This is a genomic window from Streptomyces sp. NPDC040410 (assembly GCF_055595715.1).
Genome location: NZ_JBVIVK010000001.1, coordinates 833993 through 853489 on the forward strand (window position 1 = coordinate 833993; position 19497 = coordinate 853489).

General features: G+C 71.4%; 20 protein-coding genes. 6 read left to right on the forward strand and 14 right to left on the reverse strand.

Annotation, left to right across the window (positions count from 1 at the left end; all coding sequences use genetic code 11):
• Positions 1-121: 121 nt before the first annotated feature.
• The 14 genes from ACZ562_RS03765 to ACZ562_RS03830 form a co-directional block, all read right to left on the reverse strand.
• Positions 122-790: an ABC transporter permease gene (locus ACZ562_RS03765; RefSeq protein WP_471173816.1), complete on the reverse strand. Its 669-nt coding sequence runs from the start codon at positions 788-790 to the stop codon at positions 122-124.
• Complete coding sequence (locus ACZ562_RS03770; RefSeq protein WP_471173818.1) at positions 787-1515, reverse strand: ABC transporter permease; 729 nt, start codon at positions 1513-1515, stop codon at positions 787-789. Before ACZ562_RS03770 ends, ACZ562_RS03765 begins: the two co-directional genes overlap by 4 nt.
• The gene (locus ACZ562_RS03775) at positions 1512-2684 is read right to left on the reverse strand and encodes an ABC transporter ATP-binding protein (protein WP_471173820.1); all 1173 of its coding nucleotides are present in this window, start codon (positions 2682-2684) and stop codon (positions 1512-1514) included. The genes ACZ562_RS03770 and ACZ562_RS03775 overlap by 4 nt, the downstream gene beginning before the upstream one ends.
• Before the next feature lie 209 nt (positions 2685-2893).
• Positions 2894-3634, reverse strand: a complete 741-nt coding sequence (locus tag ACZ562_RS03780; RefSeq protein WP_471173821.1) for an FAD:protein FMN transferase — start codon at positions 3632-3634, stop codon at positions 2894-2896.
• Between the two features lie 2 nt (positions 3635-3636).
• A complete protein-coding gene (locus ACZ562_RS03785; RefSeq protein WP_471173823.1) occupies positions 3637-4023 on the reverse strand; it encodes an FMN-binding protein in 387 nt (128 codons plus the stop codon).
• A 10-nt stretch (positions 4024-4033) separates the two neighbouring features.
• A complete protein-coding gene (locus tag ACZ562_RS03790) occupies positions 4034-5371 on the reverse strand; it encodes a ferredoxin reductase family protein (RefSeq protein ID WP_471173825.1) in 1338 nt (445 codons plus the stop codon).
• 275 nt (positions 5372-5646) lie between these two features.
• The gene (locus ACZ562_RS03795) at positions 5647-6924 is read right to left on the reverse strand and encodes a hypothetical protein (RefSeq protein WP_471173827.1); all 1278 of its coding nucleotides are present in this window, start codon (positions 6922-6924) and stop codon (positions 5647-5649) included.
• The gene (locus tag ACZ562_RS03800) at positions 6921-8144 is read right to left on the reverse strand and encodes a bifunctional glycosyltransferase family 2/GtrA family protein (RefSeq protein ID WP_471173998.1); all 1224 of its coding nucleotides are present in this window, start codon (positions 8142-8144) and stop codon (positions 6921-6923) included. The genes ACZ562_RS03795 and ACZ562_RS03800 overlap by 4 nt, the downstream gene beginning before the upstream one ends.
• A gap of 139 nt (positions 8145-8283) precedes the next feature.
• Positions 8284-8805, reverse strand: coding sequence for a hypothetical protein (locus ACZ562_RS03805; RefSeq protein WP_471173828.1), 522 nt, complete (start codon positions 8803-8805; stop codon positions 8284-8286).
• Positions 8806-8815: 10 nt separating this feature from the next.
• On the reverse strand, positions 8816-9322 hold the full coding sequence (locus tag ACZ562_RS03810) for a SigE family RNA polymerase sigma factor (RefSeq protein WP_471173830.1): 507 nt from the start codon (positions 9320-9322) through the stop codon (positions 8816-8818).
• 612 nt (positions 9323-9934) lie between these two features.
• Positions 9935-10342, reverse strand: a complete 408-nt coding sequence (gene msrB, locus ACZ562_RS03815; RefSeq protein WP_471173832.1) for a peptide-methionine (R)-S-oxide reductase MsrB — start codon at positions 10340-10342, stop codon at positions 9935-9937.
• A gap of 13 nt (positions 10343-10355) precedes the next feature.
• On the reverse strand, positions 10356-11747 hold the full coding sequence (murC, locus tag ACZ562_RS03820; protein ID WP_471173834.1) for a UDP-N-acetylmuramate--L-alanine ligase: 1392 nt from the start codon (positions 11745-11747) through the stop codon (positions 10356-10358).
• 103 nt (positions 11748-11850) lie between these two features.
• Complete coding sequence (locus tag ACZ562_RS03825; protein WP_471174000.1) at positions 11851-12324, reverse strand: indole-3-glycerol phosphate synthase; 474 nt, start codon at positions 12322-12324, stop codon at positions 11851-11853.
• A 120-nt stretch (positions 12325-12444) separates the two neighbouring features.
• Entirely contained in the window at positions 12445-13275 is an 831-nt protein-coding gene (locus ACZ562_RS03830) for a pyrimidine reductase family protein (protein WP_471173836.1), read from the reverse strand.
• A 37-nt stretch (positions 13276-13312) separates the two neighbouring features.
• Here ACZ562_RS03830 and zapE point away from each other — a divergent pair, with 37 nt between their 5' ends.
• The 6 genes from zapE (at position 13313) to ACZ562_RS03860 (ending at position 19477) form a co-directional block, all read left to right on the forward strand.
• On the forward strand, positions 13313-14425 hold the full coding sequence (gene zapE / locus ACZ562_RS03835; RefSeq protein ID WP_471173838.1) for a cell division protein ZapE: 1113 nt from the start codon (positions 13313-13315) through the stop codon (positions 14423-14425).
• A gap of 154 nt (positions 14426-14579) precedes the next feature.
• Positions 14580-14972 carry a hypothetical protein gene (locus ACZ562_RS03840; protein WP_471173840.1) on the forward strand — a complete coding sequence of 131 codons (393 nt, stop codon included), beginning with the start codon at positions 14580-14582 and terminating at the stop codon, positions 14970-14972.
• A gap of 73 nt (positions 14973-15045) precedes the next feature.
• Positions 15046-15624: a carbonic anhydrase gene (locus ACZ562_RS03845; RefSeq protein WP_471173843.1), complete on the forward strand. Its 579-nt coding sequence runs from the start codon at positions 15046-15048 to the stop codon at positions 15622-15624.
• Between the two features lie 8 nt (positions 15625-15632).
• A complete protein-coding gene (locus ACZ562_RS03850; protein WP_471173845.1) occupies positions 15633-17105 on the forward strand; it encodes a SulP family inorganic anion transporter in 1473 nt (490 codons plus the stop codon).
• Between the two features lie 103 nt (positions 17106-17208).
• The gene (locus ACZ562_RS03855; RefSeq protein WP_471173847.1) at positions 17209-17985 is read left to right on the forward strand and encodes a slipin family protein; all 777 of its coding nucleotides are present in this window, start codon (positions 17209-17211) and stop codon (positions 17983-17985) included.
• A 100-nt stretch (positions 17986-18085) separates the two neighbouring features.
• Positions 18086-19477 (forward strand): PhoX family protein, encoded by a 1392-nt coding sequence (locus tag ACZ562_RS03860; RefSeq protein WP_471174002.1) that lies wholly within the window; start codon positions 18086-18088, stop codon positions 19475-19477.
• Positions 19478-19497 lie beyond the last annotated feature (20 nt).

Below are 19497 nucleotides of genomic sequence, written 5' to 3' on the forward strand. Positions count from 1 at the left end.
GGGGGGTGCTGGGGAAGGAAGGGAAAGCTTAGGCACAGGGGTGCTCGAGGGGGGGGCGGGTTGGGGGGGTGCTGTGCCGGCTGTGGGGGGCGCGACGGGGCGAACCTCGGCTGACGCGGCACTAGTTGCTCCTGCGGACCCCGGGTGACACCGCGGCCCGCGCGACGGCCCAGAACACGCCGAGCGTCGCCAGCGCCAGCACGGCCACGAGCGTGGCGCCGCCCACGATCTTCTCGTAGTTGCGCTGGTAGAGGCCGTCGACGATGTAGCGGCCCAGGCCGCCGAGGGAGACGTACGCGGCGATGGTGGCCGTGGAGACGATCTGGATGGCCGCGGAGCGCAGGCCGCTGAGGACGAGCGGCAGGGCGACGGGGAGTTCCACCTGGAAGAGGATCCGTGACTCGGCCATGCCCATGCCCCGCGCGGCGTCCACCGGGGACGGATCGACGGAGCGCATGGCCTCGTAGGTGGTGACCAGGATCGGCGGTACGGCCAGGACGACCAACGGAATCATCACGTTCACCAGGCCGAACCCCAGCAGCAGGGTCATCAGCACCAGCAGGCCGAAGGTGGGCAGGGCCCGCCCGGCGGTGGCGATCAGGGAGAGTGCGTTCCCGCCGCGCCCGTAGTGGCCGGTGAGCAGGCCGACGGGCAACCCGACCGCGGCGGCGAGGGCGAGCGCTTCCAGGGTGTACTGGATGTGTTCCCAGACGCGCGTGGGGATGCCGTCGTAGCCGTGCCAGTGGGCGTTGTCGCTGAAGAAGGCGTGGATGAAGCCGAGTACGTTCACCGGGCTGCGTCCTTCAGGGCGGCGAGGGCGGCCGGGTCGGGCCGGTCGGCTTTCCCTCTCGTATGCGCTCGCCCTCTCGTATGCGCTCGGCGCGGCATCCACGGCGTCAGCAGCAGGCGTACGACCACCAGCAGGGCGTCGGCGAGGATCGCCAGGACGGCCATGGTGATCACGGCGTTCCACGCGAGTTCCGGCCGGTTGTAGATGGTCGCGTCGTTGAGCAGGTTGCCGAGGGCGCCCTGGTTGCCGATGAGGGTGCCGACACTGACGAGGCTGATGCTCGACACGGTCGCCACGCGCAGCCCCGCGATGATCGCGGGCACCGCGATCGGCAACTGGACCTGGAGGTAACGGCGTAGGGGGCCGTAGCCCATCGCGGTCGCCGCGGCGAGCGTCTCCCGCGGCACCGAACGGACGCCGTCGACGATCGCCGGGACGAGGACGACGAGGGTGTAGACGGTGAGCGGGATCATCACCGTGAGCTCGGTCTGGCCGGTGTAGTCGATGAGGAAGACGAAGAACGCCAGGGAGGGGATGGCGTACAGCACCGTCGTCACCCACAGCACGGGCGGGTACAGCCAGCGGAAGCGCACGCACAGCTGGGCGAGCGGCAGGGCGATCACCAGTCCGGCCAGGACCGGCAGCAGAGCCTCCCTCAGGTGCAGGCCGACGAGGCCCAGCCAGCTGTGCTGGAGGTCGCTGGGGATGTCGAAGAAGCCGTTCATCCGGCGGCCTTGCTCTTGGTACGGCCTTTCGCGCTGTCGGTACGGTCCTTCGCGCTGCGGGCACGGCCCTTGGCGTGGGCGCCGCGGATCGCCTCGGCGATGGTCTGCTGGGAGACGACCCCCCTCACCCGGCCCGCCGCGTCCACGGCGACGGCCCAGCCGGTGGGTGAGAGGACGGCGCAGTCGAGCGCGGCCCTCAGCGAGTCCGTGGCGGCCACGAACGGCCGCCCGTACGACAGGAGTTGTGCCGGCTGCATCTTCCCGGCGGTCAGGTGCTGCGGCTCGCTCCAGCCGAGCGGCTTGCCGTCCGGATCCGTGACGAGGAGGTAGGGGGCGTCCCCCGTGTCACGGGCGGCGATCTCCTCGGCGGTGGAGTCTGCCGCGACGACCGGGGCGGTCAGCAACTCCATTGCCGTGGAAGGGAAGAAGGACAGCCGCCGGATGCCGCGGTCCGCGCCGAGGAAGTCCTCGACGAACTCGTCCGCGGGGTCGGACAGCAGCTCGGCGGGCGGCGCGAACTGGGCGAGTCTGCCGCCGGTGCGCATCACGGCGACCATCGTGCCCAGCTTCACGGCCTCGTCGATGTCATGGGTGACGAAGACGATCGTCTTGCCCAACTCCTCCTGGATGCGGAGGAGTTCGTCCTGAAGCCCCTTGCGGACCACGGGGTCGACGGCCGAGAACGGCTCGTCCATGAGCAGCACCGGCGGATCCGCCGCGAGCGCCCGGGCCACGCCGACGCGCTGCTGCTGCCCGCCGGACAGCTGGTAGGGGTACCGCTTGGCGAGCGAGCCGTCGAGCCCGACCCGCCCCATCAGCTCACGGGCCCGCTCCCGGGCCGTCCCCTTGCCCCAGCCGAGCATGCGGGGCACGGTGGCGATGTTGTCGATGATCGTGCGGTGCTGGAAGAGACCGGCGTTCTGGATGACGTAACCCATGGACCGGCGCAGCGTGTTGACCGGCTGCCGCATGATGTCCTTGCCGTCGAGGAGAATGGTGCCCTCGCTCGGCTCGACCATCCGGTTGATCATGCGCAGGGTCGTCGTCTTCCCGCAGCCCGACGGGCCGACGAGGACGGTGATCGAACGGTCCGGTATCTCCAGTGACAGCCGGTCGACGGCCACCGTGCCGTCCGGGTACCGCTTGGTGACTGAATCCATCCGTATCAAAACGCCGAATACCCTTCGGGTCTGCGGAAGTCGCCCGTTCTGGCAACGGTCGTGCGGACCGTTGCCGGGAGAGTCTAGACCTCTTGTGTTGCGGGTACTCGGCGACCGTTCGCGGGCGATTCCCGGGGCCGTCCTCAAGGGGGTGGGTCATCGGAACACTCCACCGGCGGCCCGCACCTCTGCCGTACGCCATCACGTGTCGTACGTGATCACGCCGCCGGCGCACGCTCCGCGGCGACGGGGAAACGAGGTGTGCGCAGTACCCGCCGCCCGGCGTCCACCGCGAACACCTCGCACCCTTCGAGGCCGGCGGCCCACTCGACGCCCTCCGCGCCCATCGCGAACGCGGCGGTGGCGACCGAGTCCGCCTCGGTCAGCGAAGCCGCCGTCACGGTGAGGCTGAGAAGTCCGGTCGCGGAACGCCCCGTACGGCCGTCGATGATGTGGTCGCCCCGCTCGTAGCGCGCGGAGGTCGCGACCGCCCCGTCGGTCAGGCCGAGGACGGTGCACAGCTTGTCGGCGATCTCGGGGTGGCGTACGCCGACCCGCCAGGGCCCGCCGGCGGCGACCACGTCACCGCCGGCGTTGAGGCAGAAGCGCCGCGCCCCGGCGGCCGTCAGCAGCTCCGCCGCCCGCTGCACCGACCAGCCCTTGACCACCGCGCAGGGGTCCAAGTCGCGGCCGGGCAGCCGTACGTCGAAGGCGCCGCCGGTCGCGACCCGGTACCGCTCGCAGATGCCGAGGACCTCGACCAGGTCGGCGCTGAGCTCGTCGGCGGACAGCTCGCCCCTGCCGTACCGGGACACCTCGCTGCCGTCCTTGAACGGGCTGAACCGCTCGTCGACTTCGCGGAGCCAGGCGAACACCGCGTCCGCCGCCGCGCGGAAGTCGTCCTCGCCGTCGATACGGAGGGACACCGGGAACCCCATGACGTGTTCGACGCGGCGCACGGTCAGTCGCCCTTCGCGTCGATGGCGGCCTGGAGGGACTCCCTGTAGCCGTCACTCGTGATGGTGGCACCGGACACCGTGTCGATGTCCGCGCTCTGCGCCTGAAGCGTCGCCGCGATCAGCTTCGGCACCGCCGCCGTCGTCTGCGGATGGTCCGGCTGCTGAAGCATCCCGACGGCCGTGATCTTCTCGCCCTCGAAGGTCACCCGCACCTGCACGGCGCCCTTCTCGGTGTTCACCGTCGAACCCTCGACCACGTCGGACGACGAGGACGCGGAAGGCGTCGAGGCGGCCTCGGTGGTGGTGGTCGTGCCGTCCGACGGCGTGTAGCGCCACACGGGGACCAGGCCAGCGACGGTCAGGACCAGGACAGGAATTGCTCGCTTCACGATGTCTCTCTCATCCCGCCAGGCTGAAGCGCTCGTGATGGATCTGCTGCTTGGGCACGCCCAGCTCGCGCAGGGTGCGCAGCACGGCACCGGTCATGCCGGGCGGTCCGCACAGGAAGACGTCCCGGTCGGCGACGTCCGGCACGAGGCGCGCGAGCTCGCTCGGCGCCAGCTTGTCGGGGGTGCGCGGTCCGGTGATCACGTGGAGTTCGGCGCCCTTGGCGTGGGCGAGTTCCCGCAGTTCGTCGTAGAGGACGGCATCGCTGCCGGTGGCCACCCGGTAGATCAGGACCACGTGGCCGTGCAGTTCCTCCAGCAGGGCCCGCATCGGCGTGATGCCGACGCCGCCGGCGATGAGCAGGGTCTTGGGGCGGGTGCGGTGCAGGGTGGTGAAGGCGCCGTACGGCCCCTCGGCGAAGACCCGCGTGCCCACCTTCACGTGCCGCAGGGTCGCGGTGCCGTCGCCGACGGTCTTGGCGGTGAGCCGGAGGGTGCGGCCGTCGGGTGCGGCCGACAGCGAGAACGGGTTGGCCTGCCACCAGCGGTCCCGGGTCAGAAACCGCCACAGGAAGAACTGGCCGGCCTGTGCGGGCATCCGGTCCAGGTCACGGCCGGTCATGTAGATGGACACGACGTCGTCGGACTCGGGGACGACGGCCGTGACGCGCAGCCTGTGGCGCCCGTTCCGCCACAGCGGGAGCAGCAGCCGGCCCACGGCCACCGAGCCGAGGGCGACGCCCCACACGGCGTACCAGTAGGCCGTGGCCGCGGGGGACGCCGTGAACGTCGTACCCACGGCGACCTGGTGGGTGAAGGCCAGTACCACCGCGATGTAGGTGTACAGGTGGATGAAGTGCCATGTCTCGTACGCGAGCCGGCGCCGGGCGAAGCGGGCCGAGGCGGCGCCCACCACGATGATGACCGCCAGCGCGACGACGGCGCGGAGCACGCCCTCGACGGTCTCGGCGAGGTCGACCAGCTGGTTCACCGGGTCCAGGGAGGACGACTCGGCGTAGCCGAAGGTGATGAAGACGGCATGCGCCAGCAGCGTCCACAGGATGCCGAAGCCGGTCCAGCGGTGCCAGAGGGTCAGCCGGTCCATGCCGATGCGGCGGTCGAGCCAGGGCAGCCGGGCCACCAGCAGCAGCTGGAAGGCCATCAGGAGCGCCCCGTACAGGCCGGCCAGGCGGCCCAGCACGATGAGGGTGTTCGACGCGAAGCCGGCCTGGGCGAAGAAGAAGGTCACCACGGCCGCGTTCACGGCCAGCACGGCGTACAGGCCCGTGCGGGCCACGACCCTGGGCCGCATCGCCGTGGGGGGCGCGGGGGGCGATTGGACGGTCGTCACGGGCGGCAGCTCCTTGATCGGATCCGAGGTTACCGAGCTTGACGGGCAGGAGCTGTCATTTTGCTGCCATTTATCTTGCAAGTTGTCATCGAAAGTGATCGAACCGTTTACCGGGTCTGGCGCCGGGAGCCGCGTGAAGGACCATGAGCAGGGGAAAAGTACGCCCCCGACCGCCGCCCCGGCTCAGACGGGGCGGATCAGCTCCCAGGTGTCGACGGCGAAGTCGAGCGTCAGACCGTGGTGTTCGTACAGGGCGAGCGCACGCCACCCCGTCCTTACGGCACCCCGAGTTCGAAGAGCGCGTATCCCGCGTACGAGCCCGAGGCCACCGCCGCGATGCCGAGCAGTGCGCACAGCATGGGCAGTCGGAGGCTGCGCAGCCGGACGGCCAGGGGGATGAAGAGGGGGAAGGCCGGGAGCAGATAGCGGGAGACGTTGCCGAATATCTGCTGGCTGCCCAGGACCAGAGTGAGGGTGAGGAGCGTGTAGACGGTCAGGACGGCCGGGGGGCGCAGGCGGATCAGGAGGGGGATCAGGAGCAGGGCCAGCAGGACGACGGCCACGCCGATGGTGTCCTCGAAGGGGTACGCGAAGAGGTAGTCGAAGTGCCCCACCGGGACGGAGGTCAGCACGTCGAGGGTCTGCTCGCCGTAGTCGAAGGTGTGGGCCCAGGCACCCTTCTGGAGTGCGAAATAGCCGCCGAGGTCACCCATCCGGTTGCCGACCCAGAGCAGGTAGCCGGCGAGCCCGAGCGGAGCGGTCAGTATCGCGGTCAGCGGGCGGGCGGTGTCGTCCTGACGGCGGTGGAGCCTGAGCAGCGCGGCGACGGTGAGGGCGGCGATGAGCGCCACGGCGGTGGGGCGGTTGAGGCCGGCGGAGAAGGTGAGCAGCCCCGCGGTGAGCCAGCGGTCGTTCATGACGGCGTGGCAGGCCCAGACGGCGAGGGCGACGTAGAGGGACTCCGAGTAGACCGACCACTCCATGCCGGAGCCGGGCCAGACGGCCCACAGTCCGGCCGCGGCCAGCCCGGCCCGCCTGCCGCCGAACCGGGCGGTGACGGCGTAGATGCCGAGCGCTGCGACGAAGGAGGCGACTACGGAGACCAGCATGCCGGCGCCGTACAGACCGAGCCCGGTGCATGCGGAGACCAGCCGCATCGCCGCCGGGTAGAGCGGGAAGAACGCCGCCGAGTTGCCTTCGAGCGTGATCAGGCCGGTGGCGCCGGGAACCGGGACGAGCGCGGGGTGGTAGCCGTGTTCGGCGATCTGCTGGTACCACCAGCCGTCCCAGCTCGCCAGCACGTCCCAGGCGTGGGCGCCGCCGCCGAAGCGCGGGTTCTTGCTGCGGAAGTCCCCGGCCGAGTCCAGCAGGTACATGAAGACGGAGAAGCCGATGAGCTTCAGGCCGCCGTACAGCGCCAGTACGGGGAGGTACTGCCGGGCCGTACGCCGCAGGCGCGAGCCGTGGGCCGGGGCGGGGACGGGGGCGGGGACGGGGGCGGTGGGTTCGGGCAGGCCCGTGCCGGGAGGGGCGCTCAGTGTCTTCGGGTTCATGCGGCGGTGGCTCCCGTTGCGCGGCGGCGCCGGGCGGGGAACACCCAGGCCCGGAAGAGCAGGAAACGCAGGAGGGTCGCGCCCAGGTTGGCGGCGACGAGCACCCCGAGTTCGGTTGACCGCGCGGCGCCGGACGCCAGGTAATGCAGGGCGGCCAGTGAACCGCTCGTGAGGGCCAGACCGACCAGGAAGACCAGCAGGCCCTTGGCCTGGTGGCGCAGCACGCCGCCACGGCCGCGCAGCCCGAAGGTGAGCCGCCGGTTCGCCGCCGTGTTGGCGACCGCGCAGACCAGCAGCGCCAGCGCGTTGGCGGCCTGCGGCCCGGTTGCCGGGCGCAGCGCCGCGTACAGCAGCACGTATCCGACGGTGCTCAGGGCTCCCACCGCGGCGAAGCGCAGCAGCTGGCCGGGCAGGCCGCCCCGCGAGTCGTCGGCGGGGCTCCGGCGCAGCCCGGCCGTCGGGAGCGTGCCGCGGGCCAGTGCCCGGCCGATCCTGGCGATGCCGCGCAGGTCCGCCAGCGCCGTGGACAGGATGTCGACGCGGCTGTCGGGGTCGTCCACCCAGTCGACCGGCACCTCGTGGATGCGCAGCCCCGCACGCTCGGCGATCACGAGGAGCTCGGTGTCGAAGAACCACCCCGGGTCCTTCACCAGGGGCAGCAGCCGCTCGGCGACATCGCGCCGCATCGCCTTGAAACCGCACTGGGCGTCGGTGAAGCCCACGGCCAGCGTGGAGCGCAACAGGGCGTTGTAGCAGCGGGAGATGACCTCGCGCTTGGGGCCGCGCACCACCCGGGACCCTCGGGCCAGGCGCGTGCCGATGGCGATGTCGGAGTGCCCCGAGATGAGCGGGGCGACCAGGGGCAGCAGCGCCGCGAGGTCGGTCGACAGGTCCACGTCCACGTAGGCGAGGACAGGTGCCCGCGATGCCGACCACGCGGCGTGCAGCGCCCGGCCCCGCCCTTTGTCGGCCAGCCGCAGCCATTCCGCCTCGGGCAGCTCGGCGGCCAGCCGGGCCGCGATCCGGGGGGTCGCGTCGGTGCTGGCGTTGTCCGCGACGGTGATCCGGAACGGGTACGGGAAGGTCTCGCGCAGGTGCGCGTGGAGCCGCCGCACGCTCGGCTCCAGATCCGCCTCCTCGTTGAACACCGGTACGACCACGTCCAGGACGGGCTCTCGGTGGTACGCCGGCACCGGCGTACGGAGCGGCAGCCGGTCCATCAGGTTTGTCACGATGCATCCATGTCTGTGTGCTGTCGCGTGGCATGTCGGAGGCGCCCGCTGCGGCGCCGCGATCAGGGCTTGCGGATGGGTGGTCGGGAAAGGGGCACGGCCCGCGCTGTCCGGGCCGCGGCCCGCGCTATCCGGAATCGGTCGGGCTCACGAGCGACGACGGCTCCTGGGACGTGGGCGTGACCTCCGGTGCCGCCGTCGCACGCGACGTCGCGGAGTAGGAGGGCGGCGGTGTGTGGGTCGTGGTCGAGGCCGGGTCGGCGGACCTCGTGGCCGAACCGCTGGTGGTGGCGGGCGCGGTGGGCGGGGCGGAGGTCCCGTCGGCGGTCCCGGTGGGTGGGACGGTGACGGTCTCGCTCGGGGACGCGTCCGACGTGGGGGACGATGTCGCGGTCGGGGACGCCGGGCTCGTCGCGGGCCCCGGGAGGGGGGCCTGCGGCCTGTCCTCGACCCTGGCGTGGGGCAGCATGAAGAAACCGATGCCGAGTCCGGCCGCGGCCAGGACGGAGCCGACGGCCTTCTGGGCCGCGCGTGCCCGCCGACGGGCCCGTACGCCGGACCGGAGGCGGGCCTGGTGCCCGGACTCGAAGGGGGTGTGCTCCCGGGCGTCGCGCATCATCCGCGACAGCTCCCGCTCGAAGTGATCCATGGCCTCCCCTTCACCCCACCGGCTCGATGACATCGGCCAGGAGCCGACGCAGCCGCGCCACGCCACGTGACGCATGGGATCGAGCGGTGCCCACCGGGCACCCCAGCACCTCCGCGACCTGTTTCTCGGACAGGTCCTGGTAGTAGCGCAGCACCACTGCGGCCCGCTGCCGCGGCGGCAACTCGGCCAGCGCGGCCTCAAGGCGTGAGCGCTCCGCCACGGAGGCGGACACGTCACCCGCCGCCGGCAGGTCCGGCAGCTCCTCGACCGGGCGCTCGCCCCACCAGCGCCGCCGCGCGGACCGTGCCGCGGCCCGGGCCAGAACCTTGCGTACGTAAGCCTCCGGGGCCTCCTCCGCGATCTTGGGCCAGACGAACCAGAGCTTGACCAGGGCCTCCTGGAGCAGGTCCTCCGCCCGGTGCCGGTCACCTCCGACGAGCAGCCGCGCGAGGTGGAACAACGCCGACCAACGGGCAGCCACGAACCCGTCGAACCCCTCGGCTCGCCCCTGCTCCATCCGCACCGTCCCCGCTTCGACCAGCCCCCTACACCTAGGGAAAGACGCTGGCCCCCACGCTGCGATGCACTCTGCCCGTGTGATCCGGGTCACGGCCCTGCGCACGGCGGCCCGAACGCGATCCGGCGGCTCGGACACATCACCTCCGCATGCCGCACCGTGGGTATTCCCGGACCCCCGCGTCTCTCCTCAGGAGGCATGGAACCGGGTACGCACGGCGCGACAAGCCGCGCAGCTCACATAGCGGACCGACGAGCGCGTACCCTCCCTGGGCGCCGAAGTGGTCCTCGGCCCCGGCTACGGCGTCTACGCGGGCGTGGACCTCGCTCTCGTCCTAGACGTCCTGCCCGACGCGGAGGAGTCGGCGAAGGGCCTGGGCGTGTTCGGCATCGCCAACGCCGCACCGCAGTCCGTCGCAACGCCCTGGGCGCGCTGCTGGTCAATCGCGCGGGCGGCCATGAGTACCACCTGCTGTCCGGCGCCGTCGCCACCATCTGCGTGCTGGGCGCCCTGGCCGTTTCATCCCGATCAGGAGGGTGCGCTGACACGACCGAGGCGCGCACGCACTCCGGTCCGCCCCGTGCGCCGTTCAACCCGCGATCGGGGCCCGGCTCACGTCTCGTCGGGCGTCAGGCGCAGCGAGATGGAGTTGATGCAGTACCGCTGGTCCGTCGGCGTCGCATACCCCTCCCCCTCGAACACGTGCCCGAGATGCGAGCCGCACCGGGCACACCGCACCTCGGTCCGGACCATCCCGTGGGACCGGTCCTCGATGAGCTCCACCGCGTCGGAGTCCTTCGGGTCGTAGAAGGACGGCCAGCCGCAGTGGGACTCGAACTTCGTGGTGGAGGTGAACAGTTCGGCACCGCAGGCGCGGCAGGAGTAGACGCCCTTGGTCTTGGTGCCGGTGTACTCACCGGTGAAGGCGGGCTCCGTCGCGGCCTGGCGCAGCACGGCGTACTCGCCCGGAGTCAGCTCCGCGCGCCACTGCTCGTCCGGCTTTTCGACGTCGTACGACATGAGCCTCAGCCCCTCACTTCGACAGCTGGTCCAGGATGCGCGGGCCGAGAACCGTGACGTCGCCCGCGCCCATGGTGAGAACGAGATCACCGGCCCTGGCCATTCCCGCCACGACGGCCGGCACCACGGCCTTGTCGTGGAGCGCCGTCACGTCCGCGCCCGCGGCCCGGGCCGCCTCGATGATCAGCTCGCTGGTCACGCCGGGGATCGGGTCCTCCCGGGCCGGGTAGATGTCCAGGACCACCGAGGCGTCGGCGAGGGCCAGGGACCGGCCCATCTCCGTGCCGAGCTCCTGGGTGCGGGAGAACAGGTGCGGCTGGAAGACGACCAGGATCCGCGCCCGGCCCGCCGCCGCGCGCATCGCCTCCAGGTCCGCCGTCATCTCCGTCGGGTGGTGGGCGTAGGAGTCGATCACCTGGACGCCGGCCGCCTCGCCCTTCAGCTGCAGGCGCCGCTTGACGCCGGTGTACGCGGCCAGCGCGGGAGCCAGCTCGGCCGCCGGCACCCCGAGCGCCACGCCGGCGGCCAGCGCGGCCACCGCGTTGTGCGCGTAGTGCCTGCCCGGGACGGAGACGGTGAAGGTCAGCTCCGTACCGTCCAGCTCGACGGTGACCTCGCTCTTCAGGCCCTGAGCCACGACCGAGAGGACCCGCACGTCCGCGTCCTCCGACTCGCCGTACGTCACCACCCGCACGTCGGACGCCGTGATGCGGCGCGTCAGCTCCCGCGCGCCCTCGTGGTCCGCCGAGATCACCAGCGTTCCGCCCTCGGTGATGCGGTCCGCGAACGTCTCGAAGGACTCGTAGATCTCGTCCATGGACGCGTAGTTGGCGTGGTGGTCGAGCTCGACGTTGAGGACGATCGCGACCTCGGGGGCGTACTTGTGGAAGCTGCGGTCCGATTCGTCCGCCTCGGCGACGAAGATCTCGCCGTCGCCGTGCAGTGCGTTGGAGCCCGGCGCGTCCAGGTCGCCGCCGATCGCGTACGAGGGCCCGAGGCCCAGCGCGCTCAGCGACACGGCCAGCATCGAGGTGGTCGTGGTCTTGCCGTGCGTGCCGGCCACGGCGATCGGGCGCAGTCCGTCCATCAGGGCCGCGAGGGCGTCGGAGCGGTGCACGACCGGGATGCCCAGCTCGGCCGCCCGGGCCAGCTCCGGGTTGTCCCCACGGATCGCGGACGACACGACCACGCAGCTCGCGTCGTCGGCGAGGTGCTCCGCCGCGTGCCCGATGTGCACCGTCGCGCCCAGCGCGCGCAGCGCCTCGGCGGTCTCGGACTCCTTCGCGTCACTGCCCGCGACCTTCGCCCCGCGCTGCGCGAGGATCTTCGCGATGCCCGACATCCCGGCGCCGCCGATGCCGATGAAGTGCGGTCGGTCCATGGCGGTGGGAAGGCCGGGTGCCATGCGTTGTCTCCCTGTGCGTGATACGGCGTGCGTGCGTGATACGGCGGACGTTGAGCGGCCCAGCCTATGCCGTGCCGTGCACGCCCGGTGACACCGTGGTCCGCTACGCCTTGCTGTGCGAGAACAGTTTCAGCACCGGTACGCCCACCTTGTGCCGGGCGCGGGACGCCCAGTCCCGGTGGAAGAACTCCTCCACGTAGTGCGGGTCCGTCAGGACGATCACCTCGTCCGCCTCCACCTCGTCCACGAGGGTCTTCAGCGCGTCCAGAGGATGGGCCTCGATCAGCCGGCCCTCGGCCTCGCTGCCGGACACGTGCAGGGCTCTCAGGGACACGTCGAGCGCCTGCTGTGCGGGGCCCTTCGCCGCTTCGCCCTCCGGTGTCTCGTTCTCCCGGGCGGCCTCGTCGATCTCGCCGAGCGCGACGTCGTCGATGGCGCGCAGCAGGCGGTCCGCCTGGTCGCCCCGCGGCTGGAGCAGCACGTGGAAGGCGACCGGCTCGTCCCCGTGCAGGGTCGTGACGAACTCCACGTCGGCGGACGTCAGGGCCTTCTCGATCATCAAAACGCTTGTGAACACCAAACGCCCCTTCTCCTTCGAGGGCCGTGCCGGGCCCCGTGGCTTCCATCCTTCCCCGTGATCGCACGGGGCCTGCCAGATTCAGTGTGCCTTTCAAGGGCCGAACGGGTGGACTCCGGATCACGGCCTCCGGTACCTGCTGAACAGGAAACCGTCCTCCTCCAGCAGGGACCCCAGGACGAATCGCCGCGGGACCGCGACCGACGGCCCGCCGGCGATGCGCTGCGCGTCGCCGGCGGTGAGCATCGGGGAGACGGTCAGACAGAGCTCGTCGAGCACCCCGGCCGCCACCAGTTGCCCCAGCAGCCGCGGGCCGCCCTCGGTCAGCAGCCGGGTGTGGCCGAGTTCGGCGAGGGCGCGGACGGCGCGCGCGGGGTCCACGCCGACGCCGTCGCCCGCGGTCACGACGCGGGCGCCGGCCTTCTCGGCGGCCGCGGTGCGGTCCGGGGCCGCCGCGGCGCCCGTGAGGATCAGGGTGGGCACGAGCGGCGAGCTGAACAGCGGGAGCGAGAAGTCCAGGTTCAGGCTCGCGCTGACCACCGCGATCGCCGGCGCCGGCCCCTGCCCGGCCGCCTTCCGCAGCTCGGCGAACTCCGCACGCGCGCGCGCCGGCCGGTACCCCTCCTGCCGTACCGTTTCCGCGCCCACCACGACGACGTCCGCCAGCGCCCGCAGGGTGCCGAAGATCCGCATGTCGGCCGCGCTGGAGATGGGCTGGGAACGCCCGTCGTGCTGGGCGGCGCCGTCGAGCGTGGACACCATGTTGGCCCGCAGCCAGGCCCCACGCCCCCCGGGCGCGAGCTCGGGATAGGCGTAGGCGGCGGCGAGTTCGTCGAGACTCCACTCACGCCCGACGGCACCGGCCGCATCACCGGTCCCAGAGGCCCCGCCAGTGGCCCCACCGAAGGCCTGGGCTGCTGTTTCATCCGTCACAGGGAACAGGCGTCGCATGTCGTGCAGTCTGGCACGCCCCTTAGAGTGGTGAACTGTGTCGTCCTCCACCGCCGCCCCCGGAACCAGCCCGATAGCCGACGCGGCCCCGCTGTCCCTGTGCGCCCGTGAGCCGCACGTCCCCGCGGACCGGCTGGTCGCCGAGATGGTGCCGCCGCCCCGGTTCGACTCGGTGCGCTTCAGCACGTACATCCCGGACCCGAACCAGCCGAGCCAGACCGAGGCCGTCCGTGTCCTCGAACGCTTCGCCGCCGGGCTCGGCGGTGCGCACGCCAGCGGCGCCGGCACGGTCCGGCGCGGGTTCCTCGGGTTCGGCAGGGGCAAGGCCCCCAAGTCCCCGGCGGGCCCCCGCGGTGTCTACCTCGACGGCGGCTACGGCGTCGGCAAGACCCACTTGCTCGCCTCCCTGTGGCACGTCACCCCGGCCGAGCCCGCGCTCAAGGCGTTCGGCACCTTCGTCGAGCTCACCAACCTGGTCGGCGCGCTCGGCTTCCAGAAGACGGTCCAGACCCTCTCCGGCCACCGCCTCCTGTGCATCGACGAGTTCGAGCTCGACGACCCCGGCGACACCGTCCTGGTGTCGACGCTGCTCGGCAAACTCGTCGAGGCGGGCGTCGCGCTCGCCGCCACCTCCAACACCCTGCCGGGCAAGCTCGGCGAGGGCCGGTTCGCGGCCGCCGACTTCCTGCGCGAGATCCAGGGCCTGTCCGCGCACTTCCGGGCGCTGCGCATCGACGGCGAGGACTACCGCCACCGCGGCCTGCCCGAGGCGCCGGCGCCGTACTCCGACGAGCAGGTGACAAAGGCGGCGTACGCCACCGCGGGTGCCTCGCTCGACGACTTCCCGCATCTGCTGGGGCATCTCGCCAAGGTCCACCCCAGCCGGTACGGCGCCCTGACCGACAACCTCCGGGCCGTCTGCCTCACCGACGTCCAGCCGGTGCCGGACCAGTCGACGGCGCTCAGGCTCGTCGTGCTCGCGGACCGGCTCTACGACCGCGAGGTGCCGGTCCTGGCCTCGGGGCAGCCGTTCGACAAGCTGTTCAGCGAGGAGATGCTGACGGGCGGCTACCGCAAGAAGTACTTCCGGGCGATCTCCCGGCTCACCGCGCTGGCCCGGGACGCCAAGGACCTCGTCGCGAACGACTAGTTCACGCCAGGCCACCCGCGTATTTGAGGCTCTCTTCAGCTCGAAACGCCAAGTTAACCCTGCAAACAACTTTGCAGGGTTAACGTGTTTCTTGACCAGTCATTGACCAACGATTGGTCCGCACTAGAGATGCCAAATGCCGGAGGGGGGCCGCATGTTCCGAGGTACGACACTCCGGACCGTGGTTGCGCTCCTCGCCGCCGTCCTGCTCGGCCTCACGTTCTTCGCACCGGCCGCGTCCTTCGCATCCGCGCATGCGATCCGTCAGGTCGAGGCCAAGACACAGCCCGGAATCACACTGTCCGGCAAGGCACCGCGCGACGAAACCGTCACATCCCGGCACTGCGACCAGTCCGGGGGCCCGACCGGCCCCCTGCGCACCCGCGACCGGCACCGCGCCGTCGACTCCGCCCCCGAGGGCCCCGAGCGACCCCAGCTGGTCCAGGACCCGGCGGCTCGCTGCGAACCGGCGGCACACCGGGCTCCGTGCACGTCGAGACTCTCGACAGCCCACTCCCCAGCCGCACTTCAGGTCTTCCGCTGCTGACAGCAGAGCAGTTCCCACACTCTGTCTTGTAAGCCCGACGCGCCGTTCGGCGCGCCAGGAGGAGTCACCAACCATGCAGCCCCTCATCGACAACGCCCGCACTTTCGGACAGCGCCCTGAGGAGTTCGCCAAGCTGGCCGAAGGCCAGTCCCCGCAGGTCCTGTTCATCACCTGCTCCGATTCCCGGGTCGTACCGGCCCTGATCACGGGCGCCCGCCCCGGCGAGCTCTTCGAGCTGCGCACCGCGGGCAACATCGTCCCGCCGTACGGATCCGAGCATCCCACCAGCGAGGCGGCCACCATCGAGTACGCCGTGGAGGTGCTGGGCGTCAGCGACATCGTCGTCTGCGGGCACTCGCACTGCGGCGCCGTCGGCGCCCTCGTCCGCGGCGACGACCTGACCGCCGTACCCGCCGTACGGGACTGGCTCGCGGTCGCCGAGCCACGCCCGGCGGGGGCGGCCGAGGACCCGGCCGTCGCCGAGGGCGTGCAGGGTCACGCTCTGGCGCAGGTGCTGCGACTGCGTTCCTACCCGTTCATCGACAGGAAACTGTCGGACGGTCAACTGACCCTGCACGCCTGGTACTACGAGGTGCACACCGGGGCCGTACTGACCCACGACGTGTCCTCCGACACCTTCCGCGCACTGTGAGGGCCGCCGTGGACAACCGAACCGCAGTCACCAGGTTCCCGCATCTGCGGCAGGACTTCGCCGCCTCCCTGGTCGTCTTCCTGGTCGCGCTGCCGCTGTGCGTCGGCGTGGCCGTGGCCTCCGGAGTGCCGGCCGAGCTCGGCCTTGTCACCGGCATCGTGGGCGGCATCGTCACCGGGCTGATGCGCGGCAGCAGCCTCCAGGTCTCGGGGCCCGCGGCCGGGCTCACCGTGCTGGTCTTCGAGGCCGTGCGGGAGTACGGGCTGCCCGCGCTCGGCGTGATCGTGCTCGCCACGGGCGTGCTGCAGATACTCATGGGCGTCCTGAAGCTGGGGCGCTGGTTCCGGGCCATCTCGGTCTCGGTCGTCGAGGGCATGCTGGCCGGCATCGGGCTCGTGCTCATCGCCGGACAGCTCTACTCGATGGCCGACGCCAAGGCACCCGCATCCGGCCCGGCGAAGCTGGCCGGGCTGCCCGGAGCGCTCGCCGGGGCCGCGGGGGACACCGGAGCACTGGCCTCGCTCGGACTCGGCGCGGGCACCATCGCCGTGCTCGTCCTGTGGAAGCGCATGCCGAAGCGGCTCCGCACGGTTCCCGGCCCGCTCGCCGCCGTCGGCCTCGCGACCCTCGTCGCCGTGGTGTTCTCCCTGCCGGTCGCCAGCGTCGAGGTGCGGGGGCTGCTGGGGTCCGTCCAGCCGCCGTCGCCGAGCGCGTTCGGCGAGCTCGCGAGCATCGGTCTGCTGGCCACGATCGTCGCGTTCACGCTGATAGCCTCCGCCGAGTCCCTGTTCAGCGCGGCGGCGGTCGACCGGCTGCACGACGGGCCGCGCACCGAGTACGACAGGGAGCTGGTCGCACAGGGCACGGGCAACGCCCTGTGCGGTGTGCTCGGCGCGCTGCCGATGACCGCGGTGATCGTGCGCAGCGCGGCGAACGTCCAGGCGGGCGCGCGGACGAAGGCGTCCCGTGTGCTGCACGGAATCTGGCTGCTGCTGTTCGCGGCCCTGCTCCCGGGCGTGCTCGGCTACATCCCCGTCCCGGCCCTGGCCGGCATCCTGGTGTACTCCGGCGCCAAGCTCATCCCCGTACGGGAGATCGTGTCGCTGTGGCGCGAGCACCGCGGTGAGGCGCTGATCCTGGCCGTCACGGCCGTGTCGATCGTCGCGGTCAGCATGTTCGAGGGCGTGCTCATCGGCCTCGCGCTGGCCGTGGCCAAGACCGCCTGGGAGGCCTCGCACATCAAGCTGGAGGTCATAGACAAGGGCGCCGGACCCGTGCAGGCGTACCTGTCGGGCAACGCGACCTTCCTGCGGCTGCCGAAGATCCTCGACAGCCTGGAGGCACTGCCCCAGGACCGGCCCGTCGAGCTGGACCTGTCCGGGCTGCACCACCTCGACCACGCCTGCCGGACGGCACTGGAGAACTGGGCCGAGCGGCACAGCGCGGCCGGTACGGAACCGGTACGGGTGACGGCTCCGTAAGCGCGGGCGGCGGCCGGTCCCGGCTCCCTCATGGCCCGGGACCGGCCACCGGGCATATTGTTACAAGAGCAGACACAAGTGGCCTCTCGAAGAGGGGGTCGTCATGCTCGCGGAGCTGGTGACGGCGGCCGTGGCGGTCGGTGCCGCCGGGGTCGTCTACGTGGCCGCGGCGGCGCGGGTCGTCAAGCAGTACGAGCGCGGGGTGGTGTTCCGGCTCGGGCGGCTCAAAGGTGACGTACGGCAGCCAGGTTTCACGACGGTCGTGCCGTTCGTGGACCGGATACACAAGGTGAACCTGCAGATCGTCACGATGCCGGTGCCGGCCCAGGAGGGCATCACCCGGGACAATGTGACCGTACGCGTGGACGCCGTCGTCTACTTCCGGGTGGTCGACGCGGCGAACGCGCTCATCAAGGTCGAGGACTACAAGTTCGCGGTCTCACAGATGGCCCAGACGTCCCTGCGCTCGATCATCGGCAAGAGCGAGCTGGACGATCTGCTGTCCAACCGCGAGAAACTCAACGAGGGCCTGGAGCTGATGATCGACAGCCCGGCCGTCGGCTGGGGCGTGCAGGTCGACCGGGTCGAGATCAAGGACGTGTCCCTGCCCGAGACCATGAAGCGCTCCATGGCCCGGCAGGCGGAGGCGGACCGCGAGCGGCGCGCCCGGATCATCAACGCGGACGCCGAACTCCAGGCGTCCAAGAAGCTCGCCGAGGCCGCAGCGCAGATGTCCGAACAGCCCGCCGCGCTGCAACTGCGGCTGCTCCAGACGGTCGTGGCGGTCGCCGCCGAGAAGAACTCGACGCTCGTGCTGCCCTTCCCCGTCGAACTGCTGCGGTTCCTGGAGAAGGCACAGGAACATCCGTCCGAGCGGTGACACGTGCTGCGCGAGTGGTTCCCGAGCCGCGGGGCGGTGATAGACACAGAGGGGTCACGGTTCCTGTCCGCCAGCAGGAAGGCTGCCCCCCATGTCCGTCATGCCCGAGAAGGGCCGTACGACACGACGTCAGATGCTTGCCCGTACCGGTGTGCTGGGCGTCTCGATCGCCTTCGCCGGAAGCCTCTCCGAACTCTTCGCGGGCACCGCCGCCGCGCAGACCCTGGGCCACCGGGGATACGGCCCCCTCGTCGCCGACCCGGACGGGGTGCTCGATCTGCCGGATGGTTTCCGCTACAAGGTTCTCTCCCGCGAGGGCGACCCGCTCCGCTCCGGCGAGGGACGGGTCCCCTCCAACCACGACGGCATGGCCGCCTTCGCCGCGCGTTCCGCCGGCGGGCCGAGCCGCGTCCACCTGGTCCGCAACCACGAGAACCGCCCCACCGCCGCGATCCCCGTCCCGACGATCGAGGGCATCACCTACGACCCGGCGGGCAAGGGCGGCTGTACGGCGCTGACGCTGGACGGCCGCAACAACGTCCTGTCGGAGCGGGTCGCGGTCGCCGGTACGGCCGTCAACTGCGCGGGCGGGCCCACGCCTTGGGGCACCTGGCTGTCCTGCGAAGAGACCGAGGACAAGGCGGGCACGAACGGCTACACCAAGGACCACGGCTTCATCTTCGAGGTGGACCCGGCCGATCCGCGCCGCACGGGAGCCGTACCGCTGACCGCGATGGGCCGCTTCCAGCACGAGGCGATCGCCGTCGACCCGAGGCGCGGCATCGTCTACGAGACGGAGGACGCGTTCCTCAAGCCGTTCGGCCTCTTCTACCGCTTCCTGCCCGACAAGCCGCTGGGCGGTACCGGCTCGCTGCGTGCGGGCGGCCGGCTGCAGGCCATGCGCGTGCCCGGGGTGCCCGACCTGTCCTCTATCCAGGAGACGGGAGCGAGCTTCGACGGCATCGAGTGGGTGGACGTACCGGATCCGCTGGCGGCCCAAACCCCCATCCGCCTCCAGGACTTCGGCCCGAGGGGCATCACGCACGCCCAGAAGCTGGAGGGCTGCTACTGGGGCGGGCGGTCCGTGTACTTCGTGTCGTCCTTCGCCCACAGCGCGGAGGGCTCGGCGGCGGACCACTACGGGCAGATCTGGCGCTTCGACCCCTCGGCGCGCCGGCTGACCCTGGTGGTCGTGTTCGGCCCGGACACGGACGTCCAGCTCCCGGGCGAGTCCCCCGACAACATCTGCCTCGCCCCCAGCGGCGGTCTCATGGTCTGCGAGGACGGCAACGGCGCCCAGCACGTCTTCGGCGTCACCCGGCGCGGCGAGGTGTACGCGATGGCCCGCGGCCGGCAGAACATCGGAACGCCCGGGGCCCCCGAGTGGGGCGAGTTCGCGGGTGTCACGTTCTCCCCGGACGGCCGGACGATGTACGTCAACTGCTACACACCCGGGACGACGTTCGCGGTGACGGGGCCCTGGCGCGGGTAGCCGTTCAGAAAGGGAGCGGA

What these genes read in the sequence shown, in the direction of transcription:
- ACZ562_RS03770 (WP_471173818.1), bottom strand. Translation starts at nt 1,515, where the DNA reads ATGAACGGCTTCTTCGACATCCCCAGCGACCTCCAGCACAGCTGGCTG.
- ACZ562_RS03795 (WP_471173827.1), bottom strand. Translation starts at nt 6,924, where the DNA reads ATGAACCCGAAGACACTGAGCGCCCCTCCCGGCACGGGCCTGCCCGAA.
- ACZ562_RS03800 (WP_471173998.1), bottom strand. Translation starts at nt 8,144, where the DNA reads ATGGACCGGCTGCCGCTCCGTACGCCGGTGCCGGCGTACCACCGAGAG.
- ACZ562_RS03805 (WP_471173828.1), bottom strand. Translation starts at nt 8,805, where the DNA reads ATGGATCACTTCGAGCGGGAGCTGTCGCGGATGATGCGCGACGCCCGG.
- ACZ562_RS03810 (WP_471173830.1), bottom strand. Translation starts at nt 9,322, where the DNA reads ATGGAGCAGGGGCGAGCCGAGGGGTTCGACGGGTTCGTGGCTGCCCGT.
- msrB (WP_471173832.1), bottom strand. Translation starts at nt 10,342, where the DNA reads ATGTCGTACGACGTCGAAAAGCCGGACGAGCAGTGGCGCGCGGAGCTG.
- murC (WP_471173834.1), bottom strand. Translation starts at nt 11,747, where the DNA reads ATGGCACCCGGCCTTCCCACCGCCATGGACCGACCGCACTTCATCGGC.
- ACZ562_RS03830 (WP_471173836.1), bottom strand. Translation starts at nt 13,275, where the DNA reads ATGCGACGCCTGTTCCCTGTGACGGATGAAACAGCAGCCCAGGCCTTC.
- ACZ562_RS03840 (WP_471173840.1), top strand. Translation starts at nt 14,580, where the DNA reads ATGTTCCGAGGTACGACACTCCGGACCGTGGTTGCGCTCCTCGCCGCC.
- ACZ562_RS03845 (WP_471173843.1), top strand. Translation starts at nt 15,046, where the DNA reads ATGCAGCCCCTCATCGACAACGCCCGCACTTTCGGACAGCGCCCTGAG.
- ACZ562_RS03855 (WP_471173847.1), top strand. Translation starts at nt 17,209, where the DNA reads ATGCTCGCGGAGCTGGTGACGGCGGCCGTGGCGGTCGGTGCCGCCGGG.
- ACZ562_RS03860 (WP_471174002.1), top strand. Translation starts at nt 18,086, where the DNA reads ATGCCCGAGAAGGGCCGTACGACACGACGTCAGATGCTTGCCCGTACC.